Genomic DNA, 13,490 nt, shown 5'->3' with positions numbered 1-13,490 from the left:
AAAGCCATCGCCGCCACAATGCTCTGCGCACCGGGCGGCAACGGGTCTTCCCTCAAGCTGTCAACTCACGTACTAGTCATGGTTTGTTCTCTGGAGACTCCGCCGCTTTCACCGCCAGTGCAGCCTCGATCCGCTCCTTCTGGACAGCGCATCCGAGCGCGTACGGCTTCAGGAGGCTACCAGTGGTCGCGTAGTTGTTGGCAAGGCACCCGCCGCTACAGTAGAAACGCGCCCAGCAGCTACCACACTCCTCTTTGGCAAACAGAAAGTTGGCGTGAACGAACTCTGCCACCAGTTCAGGGCGGCCCAGAGCCCGGCTCACGAGGACATTACCCATCCTGTACTCCTGAACGCCGTCAAACTGATGGCAGGGGAACACGTCCCCATTCGGAGCAACAGCCATGTATTCGACACCAGCGCCACATCCATAGATGCGCTTGCTGAGACATGGCCCTGCTTCGAGATCCAGCTTGAAGTGAAAGAAGTCAAACCCCGCACCTGAGCCCAGTTCACTCAGGAAGTACGCAATGAGTTCCTCATATTGGGTACGAATTGCCGGCAGGTCGCTTGTCTGAAGGGCAAGAGCCGAGTCTGCGGAAAGTACGACAGGTTCCATCGAGATGTACTTGAATCCCAGGCTATGGAGCTCTCGAACGTTCTCGGCAAATGCCAAGGTGTTGCGTGCATATGTTCCCCGCACAAAGTAGCCACCTTCATCGCGCGTCCGCGTGAAGTGCCGTATCCGTTCAATAATGGTATCGAACGTGCCACGCCCGTCCTTGAAGACACGGTTGGCGTCGTTGGCCCTCCGGCCGCCGTCCAGGCTGAGGACAACAGACACGTCATTCGCCTCGAGCACCGGGAACATGTCGTCCCGAAGCAATGAGCCGTTGGTCGTCAGCGTGAACCGCCACTTCTTCAGTGGATATCCTGACCGCGCGTACGCCATGGTGTCAACGACAACGTCCCAATTCATGAGCGGCTCACCACCGAAGAAGTCGACCTCGACGTTGTGGTGGACACCGCTCTCGCGCACGAGGAAATCGATTCCTGCACGGGCAACTTCCCGTGTCATCAACGTCATATCGCCATGGTAGTCACCCCCATGAGCGAAACAATATGCGCATGAAAAGTTGCACTCATGCGCGACGTTGAGGCACAGCGACTTCAGCGTCAACACCGATCCGTCCTCCGTGGGCTGTGTTGCCTGCGTGAACAGACACCCTGCAGCAACAAGCTGCTCGAGTTCACCTTCGATTTCGGTGATTGTCTGCGCGTCCAGACCTGTCAGCCGTTGGACCGACTCGCCCTTCATCGAAGAGTCTGCGAGAACCACCTGAAGATATTGGTACACTCGCTCGTCAAGCGAGAAGATCGACCCTGATGGAACGTCCAGGAGCACAAAAAAACCGCCTCTCTCGAAGAGATGGGTCGAGGCGGGTAGAATGCAGGAGAGCGCCACGAACTACCAGATGAACCGCTCGGGCTTCTTCCTGGTTTCGCAGACCTGATTGCCTACGGTCGAGGACGTCTTGCAAGCGGACTTGCAGGGAGTCTGGCACTCACGACAGGCCTTCGCAAGCTTGTCGTCGACGTCAATGGTCTTTGTTGCTACCACCTTGATGAACTTCACAGTGTTGCTCCCTTCTCAAACCAAGATTTTGTCCACATAATATCCACGATAAGCAGCGATAAGTCAAGAGGTTCAGCATGAAAACCATCTATCTCGTACGTCACGCCGAAACAACCTGGAATCTGGAAGGCAAAGTGCAGGGCAGTCGTGATACGCCGTTGTCCCTCGACGGCCTCGCCCAGACAGCGAAGACTGTGGCATTTCTCTCAGCTCTTCGATTTGATACGATCTTCACGAGTCCACTGACTCGGGCCCGTGCCATCGCGGAACCCGTGGGTGTCAACTTAGGCATCTCACCCATCGTCATGCCCGAGCTGCGGGAGATCGAGTTCGGAGGCTGGGAAGGACATACGTGGGACGAAATAGGGGCCATGTACCCGGCAACGTTGGCGGCATGGGAACTCAAGTCGCTGGAAGCCCGGCCAGATGGCGGCGAGTCCCTGGCTGATGTGGGTCGCCGCGCCGAAAAGGTGCGTTCGATAGTCGAATCCGGTTCCGGGGACCTAGTGCTCGTTGTCGCTCACGGAGGGTTCAACCGTGTCCTCATGTCCGTTCTGCTGGACCTTCCCCTCAGCAGCTATAGCAGCCTCACCCAACCAAACGCCTGCATTTCGGTCTTCGAAGCCGAGACCAGCAAGTGGCAGGCCAGAGTCATCGACTCGACCTGCCACCTCGCCTAGCTCGATTCCCTCGCAGTTGTTCTAAGCCTTCCGAGTCAACTCGAATCCCCCCTGCAGTGCCAGGAAGTTGGCCTCCAAGGCCTTTGCTGGCACGGTATGAGATAGCGTATCTCGGATTGTCCCAAGCTCCAGAGGAATCAGGCTGGTTCCCATGGCCGCTCCAAGCAAGACAACGTTTGCGGCCTGGGGCAACCCGATTTCCTCGGCCATAGCAGCGGCAGGTACAGCGTAGACCGCTGCAACCTGCGAGCGAAGATACGCCAGCAGATCCTCCACCGCAGGGTAAGCTATACCTCCCAGCGAGACACTCACTGGAATGATCGGGCGCACCTCGGTAATGACAACGGTATGATGGTTGGCCTTTATGAGTGACCGGACCGTCTCGACCGGCTCGAACCCGATAATGAGGTCTGCCTCGCCCTCCGGGATCATCGCGCTGTGTACCCCTCCCAATCGAAGCTCACACACGACCGAGCCACCTCGCTGTGCCATGCCGTGAACCTCACTCATGACAGCATCCACGCCAGCCGCAATGGCAGCCCGTGCGATAATACTGGCCCCAGTGATAATCCCTTGACCTCCGACTCCGGCAAAAAACACATTCAGTGGACTCATTTCTTCACCCCGATCGCATGCACTGGACACACCTGCGAGCACACGCCGCATCCGTCGCACAGTTCCTGGTTGATCTCCGCTTTTCCTTCGGACACAAAGATGGCAGGGCAAGCGACTTCGCGTACGCATGCCAGGCAGCCCGTACAGACGCTGCGGTCGACCTGAAACGTCTGCCAGATCCCCTTCGCACGCTTCGCACGGTCCAGGAGGAGGCTGCAAACCTGTTTAGATACGATGACGGCGACGCCATCCACCTGGGCGGCTTCCTTGTAGGCCTCGGTAGCCTCGGCCACCCTGTATGGGTTGATGACCTTCACGAATGGAACACCCATTGCCTTTGCCACCGCTTCGATACTGATAGCTGGTGCCGGATCGCCCACGGCATCCGTCAGCATGGACGGATTGGGCTGATGTCCCGTCATCGCGGTCGTCCGGTTGTCCAGGACCGTCAGGACAAACCGATGCTTGTTGTGAATGGCGCTTGCAAGAGCGGACAGCCCGGCGTGGAAGAATGTGCTGTCACCGATAAACGAGAAGACCTTCTGGTCAGTTGCCACGTCGAAGCCGCCCGCAGTCCCCACGCTCGATCCCATGGACAGGAGATAGTCCGCTGCGCTGAATGGAGCCGTCATACCGAGCGTGTAACAGCCGATGTCGGAGGCGAAAACAGGTTCCGGGATTCCCAGTTCGCGTATAGCTCGACGCACAGCAAGGTACGATCCGCGATGAGGGCACCCGGGACACAGGACCGGCGGCCGTGATGGAAGGGGCGACGACCAGAGCTGCGCCTTGCCCCCAGCAGGCACATGCAATGGTACGCCAAAGTGATTGGCCAAAGCCTTTGCCACAACATCAACATTGAGTTCGTGCACGCGCGGCACGAGAAGTTCCTCCTTGCCACATACCGGCGTCCTGGTACCATGCGACAAGAAATCGGCCTTGATGTCATTTTCCATGAGAGGCTCGAGCTCTTCGAGGACAAGCAGCTCGTGGACGCCCGCGGCAAACTCTCGGATCCTGTCGAGCGGCAACGGATAGGAGAAACCTATCTTGAACACTCGAGCAGAAAGTCCGAGTTCCTCCAGGGCGTCAACGACGTAGTTGAAGGTGGTGCCCACGGTAACGATCCCCACCCGTCCCCCCACACCCACATCAACGACGCGGTTCAGCGAAGAGGTTTCGCTGAGATGTCGAGCCTCGGCGAGTTTACCCAGCAACTTGACATGCATTTTTGAGGAGTTGGCGGGCACCGGTACAAACCTTGCAGGGTCCTTCTCAAAGACCCCGCGCCTCACGACGGGCCTCCGGTCGCCGAAAACGACGTCACCGCGCATATGAGCCACACGGGTAGTCGTTCGGAACATAACCGGCAGCTCCAGTTTCTCCGAAATGCTGTAGGCCTCTACCATGTAGTCCTTGGTTTCCTGAGGACTCGAGGGTTCCAGCATGGGCACGTTCGCGAGGCGCGCGTAGTATCTGTTGTCCTGTTCATTCTGTGACGAGTGCGTCGATGGATCGTCCGCGGAAAGCACGACGAACCCCGCCCTGGTTCCTATGTATGCCGTCGTCATGAAGGAATCCGAGGCAACGTTCAGCCCAACGTGCTTCATAAACGTGAAGGACCGGACACCACTTGCTGCTGAGGCTGCTGCGACCTCAAGGGCTACCTTCTCGTTCGCAGAGTACTCGAAGTACACTCCTGAGGCTTTCGCCACGACGCTGAACACGTCCCCGATCTCTGACGACGGGGTCCCAGGATAGCTGGCCGCTACACCGATACCGGCTTCCAGAGCACCACGGACTGCAGCTTCGTTGCCAAGCAGCAGCTCATGATCCCCTACCCTACCGTCAACTAACGCTTGATACTTCATGTCACCTCCTGACCTTTTTCAGACGCTGTTTTTACAGAGTAGCGCGTCCGCTGCGGCTGTCAAAGAGCTGCTGCACCGTGTGTGGCTTGCTGACTTGCAGGAAAGGGCCTTTCACCGTACACTGCGTATACAGAAGAGTTTTCCTCTTCCCAACCGCTCGACACAAGGAGGAACTGTCATGGAGAAGTGGATTTGCACTGTGTGTGGATACGTCTACGACCCTGCTATCGGTGACAGCACGCAGGAAATCAACCCCGGCGTCAAGTTTGAGGATCTCCCCGAGAGCTGGGTCTGCCCAAACTGCGGTGCCGCCAAGGACCTTTTTGAGAAAGCCTGACGGCCAACGGTCACAATGAAGTACCTTATTGCAGGAGGCTGGACTGCCGGCACAACCGCGGCACAGCACCTGCGAAAGCTTGAGCCATCGTCGGAGATCACGGTCGTCGACGCCGAGCCTGTTGCATATTATCCTCGCCCTGACTTGATCGAGTACCTGGCCGGCCGCAAGTCCAAAGACCAGCTTATTGTGCACGGGCCAAGTTGGTATGGCGAAAACAGGATAACTCTCATCAGTGGACGCCGCATCATACACGTGCACGCCATAGAGCATGAAGCGACGCTCGACGACGGTACTGTGCTTCCCTACGACAGGCTGTTGCTGGCGAACGGAGCATCACCCTTTGTGCCGCCCCTGCCCGGCGCAGACCAGATCGATGTCTTCACCCTCAGAACACTCGATGATGCAGATGCTTTGCTGGGGCGCATCGTTCCAGGTGCCACCGTGGTCGTCGTGGGCGGAGGCCTGCTGGGCCTTGAAGCAGCGAGGGCTTTGGCAGAGCGAGGAATGAGAGCATCCGTCATCGAGTTCGCCGGCCGGCTGTTGCCCAACCAGCTCGACGAACGCTCAGCGGAAATGCTCGTGGAACACCTCCAAGGGTTAGGCGTCACACCTCTGCTCGGCGCCGAGTCTCAGCAGATTGTTTCGGGAGGACATGGCGCAGCAGGCGTCCTCCTCAAGGACGGTCGCCTCGCACAAGGAGAGTTCGTCCTGTTCTCAACCGGAGTCCGTCCCAACGTCAGCATCGCTCGGGAAGCAGATATCGCAATAGGACGAGGCGTTCAGGTGGATGATTCGATGCAAACGTCTGCACCTGACGTCTATGCCGCCGGCGACGTCGTCGAGCACCGCGGACGTGTCTACGGCATTATCCCTCCCTGCCTGGAACAAGCCAGGGTTGCAGCTCAGAACATGGTTTCACCCGGCACGGCTACGTACGAGGGAAGTATTATGTCGAGTTCGCTCAAGACTTGCGGAATCGACGTTCTAAGCATGGGCAACATCAATCCGACCCAGGAGCAGCATGTCCAAGTGATCCAGGCGCAAGGGCGACAGACCTATCGCAAGGTTGTCCTCGAGAATGGCATCATCGTCGGCGTTATCCTCTACGGAACAACGAACGGAGTGCGCCAGCTACAACAGGCACTAAGATCGCACGCGGATCTTATGGCGTTTCAGGACCGACTGACTGATCTTGACTGGGATTTCGCCGGCATCTAGCATTGGCCCACGACTGAGCAACCAATGACCTCACGCGCCCCGCACCACTGCGGGGCACTTCTCTATCTCCCTGAGTCCCAATCGCCCGAGAAGGTCGCCTCGAGAGTCGAGATAACCATGCTGTCGTCCGTCACGACTCCAACTTCACGGTTCTCATCGAGTGAGCCGGCGCTGAGATTATGCGACCCGACATACGCCAGGTGCGTGTCCACCACGATGTACTTCGCGTGAAGATAGGGAGTATCAAGGTACCGGACGGTAACACCTGTCCCTTCCATCTCCGATCTTGTCACAGCATTGACGGCAATGCTCTCCGGTGTTGCAACCAGAACACGCACTGTGACACCCCGCCCGGCGAGATCCCGCAAGAGCTTGCACGTCTCCTGGTCATCGAGTACCTCGCTTGCAATGTCCACGCTGTGGCACGACCCTCTCAGCATACCAAGAAGACGTTGCCGAGCGTTCACGGGGCTGACGACAAGCGACCCAGCCGCACAGGGATTTCGCCGTCGATCTGCCCAGAAAATGCGCTCAAGATCTGCCACCACGCTCTGGCTGCAAGTCCTGACAAGGATTTCGCGGTTCTTGTCGAAGGCGCTCTTACTGAGATTAGCCGTCATGATCCAGGCAACGATATCGTCGATGACCACATACTTGGCGTGAGTAAACGAGTAGACCCTGTTGCCCCAGTTGGCGTCGATGCCGGCGCTTCTCAGTTCGTTGCGAACTGTTTGGTTCATGGAGAACCCCCCGAACGGCGCCTCCTCCATGAGGACTCGCACATCGCATCCGTGCAGCCTGGCAGACTGCAACGCCTGGACAATCGCAGGGTCGGAGATCAGATAACACTCCACCAGAACCGACTTCTGTGCGTTCAGAATGTCATCTACGACAAGACTCCGCGCCTGTTCACTGGGTGTCACGACACAAAGGGCCTGAGCCCCCAGGGGTACGACCGGAATAGCGGACGCGGGCGCAGCGCCTCGCAAGCCCATCCAGCCGAGCCCCAATGCGGCCGCCAGCAGCGCTGCGATAAGTACAGTAAACCACTGAATCCTTTTTCCTGGCATCCTTAGATGATATCAGGCCGGCAGCGCCTGGCAAGTGAGGCGTTTGTTTACCATGTCAGAAAAACGTTGCGCAGCAGCGAGAAATGGCTACAATTGGAAGCGAAGCAATTCCACTCTCAACCCTGCACGAACAGCTCTTCCTGGAGGAAACCGAAGTGACTAGCGAGCGAACACTCCTGATGGTGAAACCAGACGGCGTAGGCCGCAGTCTCATCGGTTTGATCATAGCGCGCGTCGAGCAAAAGGGCCTTGTGATCTCGAACATGCGGATGTTTCGCATGGACGATGCATTCGCGCGGACCTTCTATGCTGAACACGATGGCCGTGACTACTTTCCCGCCCTGCTTTCGTTCATGACATCCGGCCCCGTCGTTGCCCTTCAAGTCGAGTCGCCCAACGCAATAGCGCTTGTTCGAACAACGATCGGGGCAACCCGACCCGAAGACCGACTGCCCGGGACGATTCGAGGAGACTTCTCAACTCAATTGACCGAAAATGTAGTACATGCGTCCGCATCCTCAAGTGATGCAGAACGAGAGTTGGCGCTTGTCTTTGGGGACTCTCATGCAACTCTCGGCACTGGACGCGAATAGATGCCTAGAATCAAAAATCAACCAGAGAGGGGTACGGAAACCATGAGGGAGACGGCTACAGAACTAGAATCCCTACTACGCGACATCTCATACTGGATCAAGAAGAAGGGGCGCGATGCACTGTCGAGCGTGAAAATCACGCTGCCCCAGTTTCAGGTACTCCAGCTTGTCTACTTTGGTGAGGCCGTCAACGTCAAAGACCTCTCACACCTTACGGGCCTCGCTGCGTCCACGGTCTCAGAGATGGTCGATCGCCTCGTCGAACTCGCCTATGTCACTAAGACACAGAACGTACTGGATAAGAGGCAGGTCGTCCTGAAGTGCACGAAGCAGGGAGCCTCGATCATTCGGAAAGTCATCCGACAGCGTATCCAGAGTGTACAGGAGGTTACAAAGACTATGCAACCTGGGGCAGCCGACTGCCTTGTGGCCATGCTGACCGAGTTCGTAGAGTTGTGCAAGTAATACTGCCTCCACCATCCCCCGGATCTGGTTGAACCTTCTCAAACAGACAAAGGCAAACCCCCGACCTTAGAGCCGGGGGTTTGCGATACTGTGGACCAACAGTCGCTGAGCGACGTTCTCGGAGACTGAGCGAGCAGCTGCCTCAAACGACTGAACCATACCTGATGGTCTGGAGAGCCGCAGGAACTTGCTTCCAGTCTACGATTGGCAGCCTTCCTCTCTGAAGTCAGTCCGAACCTAGTCCCTGGTGCGCTGAATCAAGGCAGCAAGTTTTCGCAGGTCGCTCTGGATGACCTGCACATACTGAGGATTCCTTAGAGCAGCCGCTGGGTGATACGTTGGCATGAAACGCTGTTCATCCTTGACCAGAATCGTGCCGCGCACCTGCCCGATGGAGTATTGCTCTCCAAAGAAGAAGCGCAGCGCCGTATTGCCAAGGAGGCAGATGACCTCCGGCTCCACGATGGCCAACTGCGCATACAGATAGAGTGAGCAGGCAGCCACCTCAGAAGGCTCCGGCAGTCGGTTGTTCGGGGGCCTGCACTTCACGATATTGCATATGTAGCAGTCTCTGCGGCTCAGTCCCTCGGCTATCAGCATCCTGTCCAGCAAACGTCCCGCCTGACCGACGAATGGGACCCCCGACAAGTCCTCCTCACGCCCCGGACCTTCACCCACAAAACAGATATGGGCATGGGCTGATCCGACGCCCGGGACAGCCTTCGTCCGGGTGGCCCCTAGCTTGCAGTTCTGACAGGACACGACCTCCTCGGCAATTGAAGCCAGGAGAGTCTCTTTCAAGTCAGCTCCCTGAGGACCCAAAGCCACCGGCCCCCCTCTCGGTCGGCGCCATTTCGTCGACGGCCACAAGGCAAACATTCGGAACCTCCATGAACACTAACTGCGCGATGCGATCTCCCGGGAACACCGAAAAGGGGGCATCGCCAAAGTTTGCCAGTACAACCTTCACTTCGCCACGGTAGTCGCTGTCGATGGTGCCTGGCGAATTGAGGACAAACACGCCGCTTCTGGCTGCCAGGCCGGAACGACTGCGAACCTGCCCTTCGAGGCCAGGAGGCAACTCAAGTGCCAACCCCGTCCGCACGAGTGCAACGGCGCCAGGCAGGATAATCAGCTCCCCGTCTTCTGCACTTGCAAGATCATAGCCTGACGACCCTGACGTTGCGCGTGTCAGCTGTCCTGCGCGTGAAACCAGCCTGCGAACACCTACACGCAAGTCAGTGCTTTTCGGGTCCATGAACAATCGACACTGCCAGCTGGGAGGTGTCAAAAACGTCATCGATAACGCCCAATGCTTCGCCGAGCGTGATCGAGTTGACCTGTTCCGTGACGTCCGCGACCGTCCGTATCCGGTCTTTCATGTAGAGCTCGGAAGCGTTTCGATGCATGCGACGGAAGAAGGATTCCAGCGAAAGCAGAAATCCGCCGAGAACAGTCTCCTTGGCATGCTGAAGCTCAACCATGCTGATCTTGTCCTGCCGCATGTTCTCGATCTCCTCGCGGATGACCTGCTGGACACGCGAAGCGTTCTCGGGGGAGCTTTCGGCCGAGACGCCCAGCAATCCAGTATTGCTGAAACTCACGGGAAAAGAACCAATGCTGTAGACAAGAGCTTCCTTCTCGCGAGCCCTCTGGAACAGGCGACTCGACATGTTGCCCCCGAAGATACTGGAGACGAGATTCAGAATGGACCCCTGCTTCGAATACTGAGCGAAGCCGGGGAGCGCCATCGCCATATATACCTGTTCCGTGGGGCGCTCTGTCTCTCTGCAGACAGCAGCCCGGACAGGGATTCCCCACTCGGCCCTGCCTGGTCCCTTCGCAAGCCGCCCAAAGGAATCTTCGAGGAAACGTGCCGATGCGTCGACATCGATGTCTCCCGCAAGCGAAAGAACGATGTCGGGGGCAACAAAATGCCTATGGAAATAGTCGACAAAGTCGCTCCGCCTGAACGAACGCACTGACTCTACGGTTCCCAGCGGATTCGACGCAACAGGGTCGCTTCCGTAGACCCCCTTCAGAAGCTCATCCGTGACGACGTCATCGGGACTGTCCTCAAATGAGTAGATCTCCTGTTCGATGACTCTGCGCTCAAGCTCGATGGCACCAAGGTCGAACAAAGGATACAGGAGTATGTCGGACAGCACATCGAGAGCGACAGACGTGTGGATTGCCGGGACACGCATATAGAACATCGTGTACTGGGTATCGGTGAATGCGTTCAGTTTACCGCCCACATTCTCGATAGCTGACGAAATCTCGAGTGAGCTTCGATGCTCTGTGCCTTTGAACAGGATATGCTCCATGAAGTGACTCAACCCACGCGTATGTTCATCCTCAAACCGGGAGCCACTAGCAATAAGGGCCCCGACCGCTGCGGTCGGGTGCCCTTTGTCAACGTCAAAAACGACGCGAATGCCATTGCTGAGTGTTATGACTTCCGGTTTGCGCTCTCCGCTATTGATCACCATGGTGGTGGTCATCGTCAGACTCATGGGAAGCCTTGTCGGCATTCCCAGCAGCCAGGCCCTTACGGGTCAGAGAAATCTTGCCATCGTCCTTGAGAGGCAGAGTCTTTACGAGAATCTGTTCGCCGACCTTGAGCACAGAATGGATGTCCTTGACATAAGAGTCCGATATCTGTGAGACATGCAGCAGGCCAGACTTGCCGGGTGCGATTTCGACGAAAGCGCCAAAGTCGCGCAACTCGGTGACCTTGCCCATGTAGACCTTGCCCACAACGATATCCTCGGTAATCGCGTTGATCGCATCCATAGCAATCTGACCCTTGGCTCCGTCTGGTGCAGTCACAAACACTGAGCCATCGTCCTCGATATCGATGTCACACCCGGTGTCGGCAATGATCTTCTTGATGACCTTGCCACCGGGGCCGATGAGAGCGCCGATCTTGTCTCCGGGAATGTGCATCGTGAAGATGCGTGGAGCCAGCGGATTGACTTCGCTCCGAGGGGCAGGAAGAACCGACAGCATCTTGTCCAGAATGAAGAGACGCGCAGTGCGGGCATGATCCAGGGCCGCGGACAGCAGGTCGCTGTCGACGCTGTGAATCTTGATGTCCATCTGCAATGCCGTGATGCCCTTCGCAGTGCCCGCGACCTTGAAGTCCATGTCGCCATTGGCGTCCTCGGCTCCCTGGATATCGGTCAGGATGACACTCTTGTCGCCCTCTTTCATCAGACCCATCGCGATACCGGCAACCGGCGCCGTGATCGGCACTCCAGCATCCATAAGGGCCAATGTACTGCCACAAATGGAAGCCTGTGACGTCGAACCGTTGGACTCAAGCACCTCAGAGACAACGCGAATCGAGTATGGGAACTCGCTCTCATCCGGAATGACGGGGAGCAGCGCCCTCTCTCCCAGAGCGCCGTGGCCAATCTCGCGACGTCCAGGTCCACGCATGGGACGGGTCTCGCCCACCGAGAAGGGAGGGAAGTTGTAGTAGTGCATGTAATGCTTGGTAACCTCTTCCTCGAGGCTCTCGACCAACTGACCCTCTTTCTTTCCTCCGAGGGTGACAATCGAAAGGACCTGCGTCTGACCTCGGGAAAACAATCCCGAGCCATGGCTCATTGGAAGAACACCAACATCGACCCCGATTGGCCGAATCTCTTCAGGAGCGCGACCATCGATACGTACGCCTTCAGTCACGACACGATGCCGGATGAAATGCTTGATCTCTGCGTCAAGAACCTCGCCGATGGCCAGCCCACTTTCAGGGTACTTCGCCAGCAGTTCGGTGGCGAGTTCGCCCTTGAACTCATCGAGGATCTTCTCCTTCTTCAGCTTCTCCTTGTCCTTGAGCACCAGAGGAAGGCGCTCCTCGATCATGGAACGAGCTTCGCTCTGGATAGCTGCATCAAACTCCAGCTCGGGGACAACAATCTTCTCCTTGCCAGCCTGAACGCGAAGTTCTTCCTCCATGCGGCACGTCTTTTTGATCGGTTCCTGTGCCAGTACCAAGGCCTCGACCATCTCTGCCTCACTAATCTCGCGAGCCCCGGATTCGACCATGAGAATGCCATTAGCCGTGCCAGACACGATAAGATCGAGCATACTCTCGTCTATCGCAGAAGAGGAAGGGTTGAAAACAAGTTCGCCATTGATCTTTCCGACCCTCACTGCGGCGACTGCGTCACCGAACGGGGCATTGCTGATAAGAAGCGCCGCCGATACCGCATTGATGGCCAACACGTCAGGTAAATTCTCTCCATCGGCAGACAGCACGTAGACAATGACCTGCACTTCCCGACGGAAGTGCTTGGGGAACAGAGGGCGGATCGACCGGTCGATGAGCCGCGAACGAAGAATCTCACGCTCGCTGGGACGTCCTTCTCTCTTGTAGAATCCACCCGGGATCTTCCCGGCTGCATACATTTTCTCAAAATAGTCAACGGTCAACGGGAAGAAATCAATCCCTTCCTTTGTGGTGTTGCTGACAGTGGCTGCGGCGAGCACGACAGTGCCCCCCATTGTAGCCAGAACAGCTCCACCGGCCTGTTTGGCCAGCCGTCCAGTTTCATACGTGACAGGCTTGCCTGCAATACTACCGCGAACGGTCTTTATCTCATCATTCTGCAACATTGGCTCCTACTTGCGGATTCCCAGCCGCTTGATCAATGAAGCGTAACGGTCCTCGTCGACGCGTCTCAGACTGCTGAGGAGTCTCCGGCGCTCTCCGACCAGCTTGTAGAGCCCACGCTTGGAACTGAAATCCTTCCGATGGCTCTGGAGATGCTCTGTAAGCGCAAGAATGCGCTTCGATAGCATCGCAACCTGAACTTCAAACGAGCCGGTATCGTCTTCACTGAGTTTGAACTCACCGATAATCTTTGACTTCTCTTCGGCTGTAAGCATGTTGTACCTCCAAGGTGTCCCATGACCCAGTCTCACGTCCAGCCGGAACGAGGGACCAAGTGCGGGAGAAATGTACTAGAATTGTACCAGAAACACGGAACAAGTA

At 57.1% G+C, this 13,490-nt stretch carries 15 protein-coding genes; 5 read left to right on the top strand and 10 right to left on the bottom strand.

The features are described from left to right. Window positions 1-76 precede the first annotated feature (76 nt). Window positions 77-1,462 carry a thioether cross-link-forming SCIFF peptide maturase gene (gene scfB, locus SMC1_RS01740; RefSeq protein WP_119085092.1) on the bottom strand — a complete coding sequence of 462 codons (1,386 nt, stop codon included), beginning with the start codon at window positions 1,460-1,462 and terminating at the stop codon, window positions 77-79. A gap of 3 nt (window positions 1,463-1,465) precedes the next feature. Then, window positions 1,466-1,633 carry a six-cysteine ranthipeptide SCIFF gene (gene scfA, locus SMC1_RS01735; protein ID WP_119085091.1) on the bottom strand — a complete coding sequence of 56 codons (168 nt, stop codon included), beginning with the start codon at window positions 1,631-1,633 and terminating at the stop codon, window positions 1,466-1,468. Between the two features lie 77 nt (window positions 1,634-1,710). Between scfA and SMC1_RS01730 the strand changes: the two genes are divergently transcribed. Then, a complete protein-coding gene (locus SMC1_RS01730; RefSeq protein ID WP_119085090.1) occupies window positions 1,711-2,313 on the top strand; it encodes a histidine phosphatase family protein in 603 nt (200 codons plus the stop codon). 21 nt (window positions 2,314-2,334) lie between these two features. Here SMC1_RS01730 and SMC1_RS01725 read toward each other — a convergent pair whose 3' ends face one another. Together SMC1_RS01725 and iorA are read right to left on the bottom strand one after the other, a co-directional pair. After that, window positions 2,335-2,928, bottom strand: coding sequence for an indolepyruvate oxidoreductase subunit beta (locus tag SMC1_RS01725; RefSeq protein ID WP_165849125.1), 594 nt, complete (start codon window positions 2,926-2,928; stop codon window positions 2,335-2,337). Further along, complete coding sequence (gene iorA / locus SMC1_RS01720; RefSeq protein WP_119085089.1) at window positions 2,925-4,799, bottom strand: indolepyruvate ferredoxin oxidoreductase subunit alpha; 1,875 nt, start codon at window positions 4,797-4,799, stop codon at window positions 2,925-2,927. The genes SMC1_RS01725 and iorA overlap by 4 nt, the downstream gene beginning before the upstream one ends. Before the next feature lie 178 nt (window positions 4,800-4,977). Between iorA and SMC1_RS01715 the strand changes: the two genes are divergently transcribed. Continuing rightward, window positions 4,978-5,136: a rubredoxin gene (locus SMC1_RS01715; protein ID WP_119085088.1), complete on the top strand. Its 159-nt coding sequence runs from the start codon at window positions 4,978-4,980 to the stop codon at window positions 5,134-5,136. A 15-nt stretch (window positions 5,137-5,151) separates the two neighbouring features. After that, entirely contained in the window at window positions 5,152-6,357 is a 1,206-nt protein-coding gene (locus tag SMC1_RS01710; RefSeq protein WP_119085087.1) for an NAD(P)/FAD-dependent oxidoreductase, read from the top strand. 62 nt (window positions 6,358-6,419) lie between these two features. Here the strand turns inward: SMC1_RS01710 and SMC1_RS01705 are convergent, their stop codons facing one another. Next, entirely contained in the window at window positions 6,420-7,427 is a 1,008-nt protein-coding gene (locus SMC1_RS01705) for a phospholipase D-like domain-containing protein (RefSeq protein WP_119085086.1), read from the bottom strand. An 83-nt stretch (window positions 7,428-7,510) separates the two neighbouring features. Here SMC1_RS01705 and ndk point away from each other — a divergent pair, with 83 nt between their 5' ends. Both ndk and SMC1_RS01695 read left to right on the top strand, forming a co-directional pair. Continuing rightward, on the top strand, window positions 7,511-8,020 hold the full coding sequence (ndk, locus tag SMC1_RS01700) for a nucleoside-diphosphate kinase (protein WP_119085085.1): 510 nt from the start codon (window positions 7,511-7,513) through the stop codon (window positions 8,018-8,020). Then, complete coding sequence (locus SMC1_RS01695; RefSeq protein WP_119085084.1) at window positions 8,021-8,485, top strand: MarR family winged helix-turn-helix transcriptional regulator; 465 nt, start codon at window positions 8,021-8,023, stop codon at window positions 8,483-8,485. 237 nt (window positions 8,486-8,722) lie between these two features. On the opposite strand, the gene SMC1_RS01690 is transcribed toward SMC1_RS01695, so the two are convergent. From SMC1_RS01690 to rpsO, 5 genes are read right to left on the bottom strand one after another with little or no spacing between them, the layout of a single operon-like run. After that, window positions 8,723-9,286, bottom strand: coding sequence for a uracil-DNA glycosylase (locus SMC1_RS01690; RefSeq protein ID WP_207799265.1), 564 nt, complete (start codon window positions 9,284-9,286; stop codon window positions 8,723-8,725). Window position 9,287: 1 nt separating this feature from the next. Continuing rightward, window positions 9,288-9,743: a dUTP diphosphatase gene (gene dut / locus SMC1_RS01685; RefSeq protein ID WP_119085082.1), complete on the bottom strand. Its 456-nt coding sequence runs from the start codon at window positions 9,741-9,743 to the stop codon at window positions 9,288-9,290. Further along, window positions 9,724-11,001 carry a M16 family metallopeptidase gene (locus SMC1_RS01680; protein WP_165849124.1) on the bottom strand — a complete coding sequence of 426 codons (1,278 nt, stop codon included), beginning with the start codon at window positions 10,999-11,001 and terminating at the stop codon, window positions 9,724-9,726. The genes dut and SMC1_RS01680 overlap by 20 nt, the downstream gene beginning before the upstream one ends. Further along, window positions 10,964-13,111, bottom strand: coding sequence for a polyribonucleotide nucleotidyltransferase (locus SMC1_RS01675; RefSeq protein ID WP_119085080.1), 2,148 nt, complete (start codon window positions 13,109-13,111; stop codon window positions 10,964-10,966). Before SMC1_RS01675 ends, SMC1_RS01680 begins: the two co-directional genes overlap by 38 nt. A gap of 6 nt (window positions 13,112-13,117) precedes the next feature. Then, window positions 13,118-13,384: a 30S ribosomal protein S15 gene (gene rpsO, locus SMC1_RS01670; RefSeq protein WP_119085079.1), complete on the bottom strand. Its 267-nt coding sequence runs from the start codon at window positions 13,382-13,384 to the stop codon at window positions 13,118-13,120. Window positions 13,385-13,490 lie beyond the last annotated feature (106 nt).

The sequence above is a fragment of the Candidatus Cryosericum septentrionale genome (genome assembly GCF_003570995.1).
In the GTDB taxonomy this organism is placed as follows: domain Bacteria; phylum Caldisericota; class Caldisericia; order Cryosericales; family Cryosericaceae; genus Cryosericum; species Cryosericum septentrionale.
Note: the sequence above shows the minus strand (reverse complement) of the source record. Positions and strands in the feature narration are given on the sequence as shown.

What these genes read in the sequence shown, in the direction of transcription:
- SMC1_RS01730 (WP_119085090.1), top strand. Translation starts at nt 1,711, where the DNA reads ATGAAAACCATCTATCTCGTACGTCACGCCGAAACAACCTGGAATCTG.
- SMC1_RS01725 (WP_165849125.1), bottom strand. Translation starts at nt 2,928, where the DNA reads ATGAGTCCACTGAATGTGTTTTTTGCCGGAGTCGGAGGTCAAGGGATT.
- iorA (WP_119085089.1), bottom strand. Translation starts at nt 4,799, where the DNA reads ATGAAGTATCAAGCGTTAGTTGACGGTAGGGTAGGGGATCATGAGCTG.
- SMC1_RS01715 (WP_119085088.1), top strand. Translation starts at nt 4,978, where the DNA reads ATGGAGAAGTGGATTTGCACTGTGTGTGGATACGTCTACGACCCTGCT.
- SMC1_RS01710 (WP_119085087.1), top strand. Translation starts at nt 5,152, where the DNA reads ATGAAGTACCTTATTGCAGGAGGCTGGACTGCCGGCACAACCGCGGCA.
- SMC1_RS01705 (WP_119085086.1), bottom strand. Translation starts at nt 7,427, where the DNA reads ATGCCAGGAAAAAGGATTCAGTGGTTTACTGTACTTATCGCAGCGCTG.
- ndk (WP_119085085.1), top strand. Translation starts at nt 7,511, where the DNA reads ATGGCTACAATTGGAAGCGAAGCAATTCCACTCTCAACCCTGCACGAA.
- SMC1_RS01695 (WP_119085084.1), top strand. Translation starts at nt 8,021, where the DNA reads ATGCCTAGAATCAAAAATCAACCAGAGAGGGGTACGGAAACCATGAGG.
- dut (WP_119085082.1), bottom strand. Translation starts at nt 9,743, where the DNA reads ATGGACCCGAAAAGCACTGACTTGCGTGTAGGTGTTCGCAGGCTGGTT.
- SMC1_RS01680 (WP_165849124.1), bottom strand. Translation starts at nt 11,001, where the DNA reads ATGAGTCTGACGATGACCACCACCATGGTGATCAATAGCGGAGAGCGC.
- SMC1_RS01675 (WP_119085080.1), bottom strand. Translation starts at nt 13,111, where the DNA reads ATGTTGCAGAATGATGAGATAAAGACCGTTCGCGGTAGTATTGCAGGC.
- rpsO (WP_119085079.1), bottom strand. Translation starts at nt 13,384, where the DNA reads ATGCTTACAGCCGAAGAGAAGTCAAAGATTATCGGTGAGTTCAAACTC.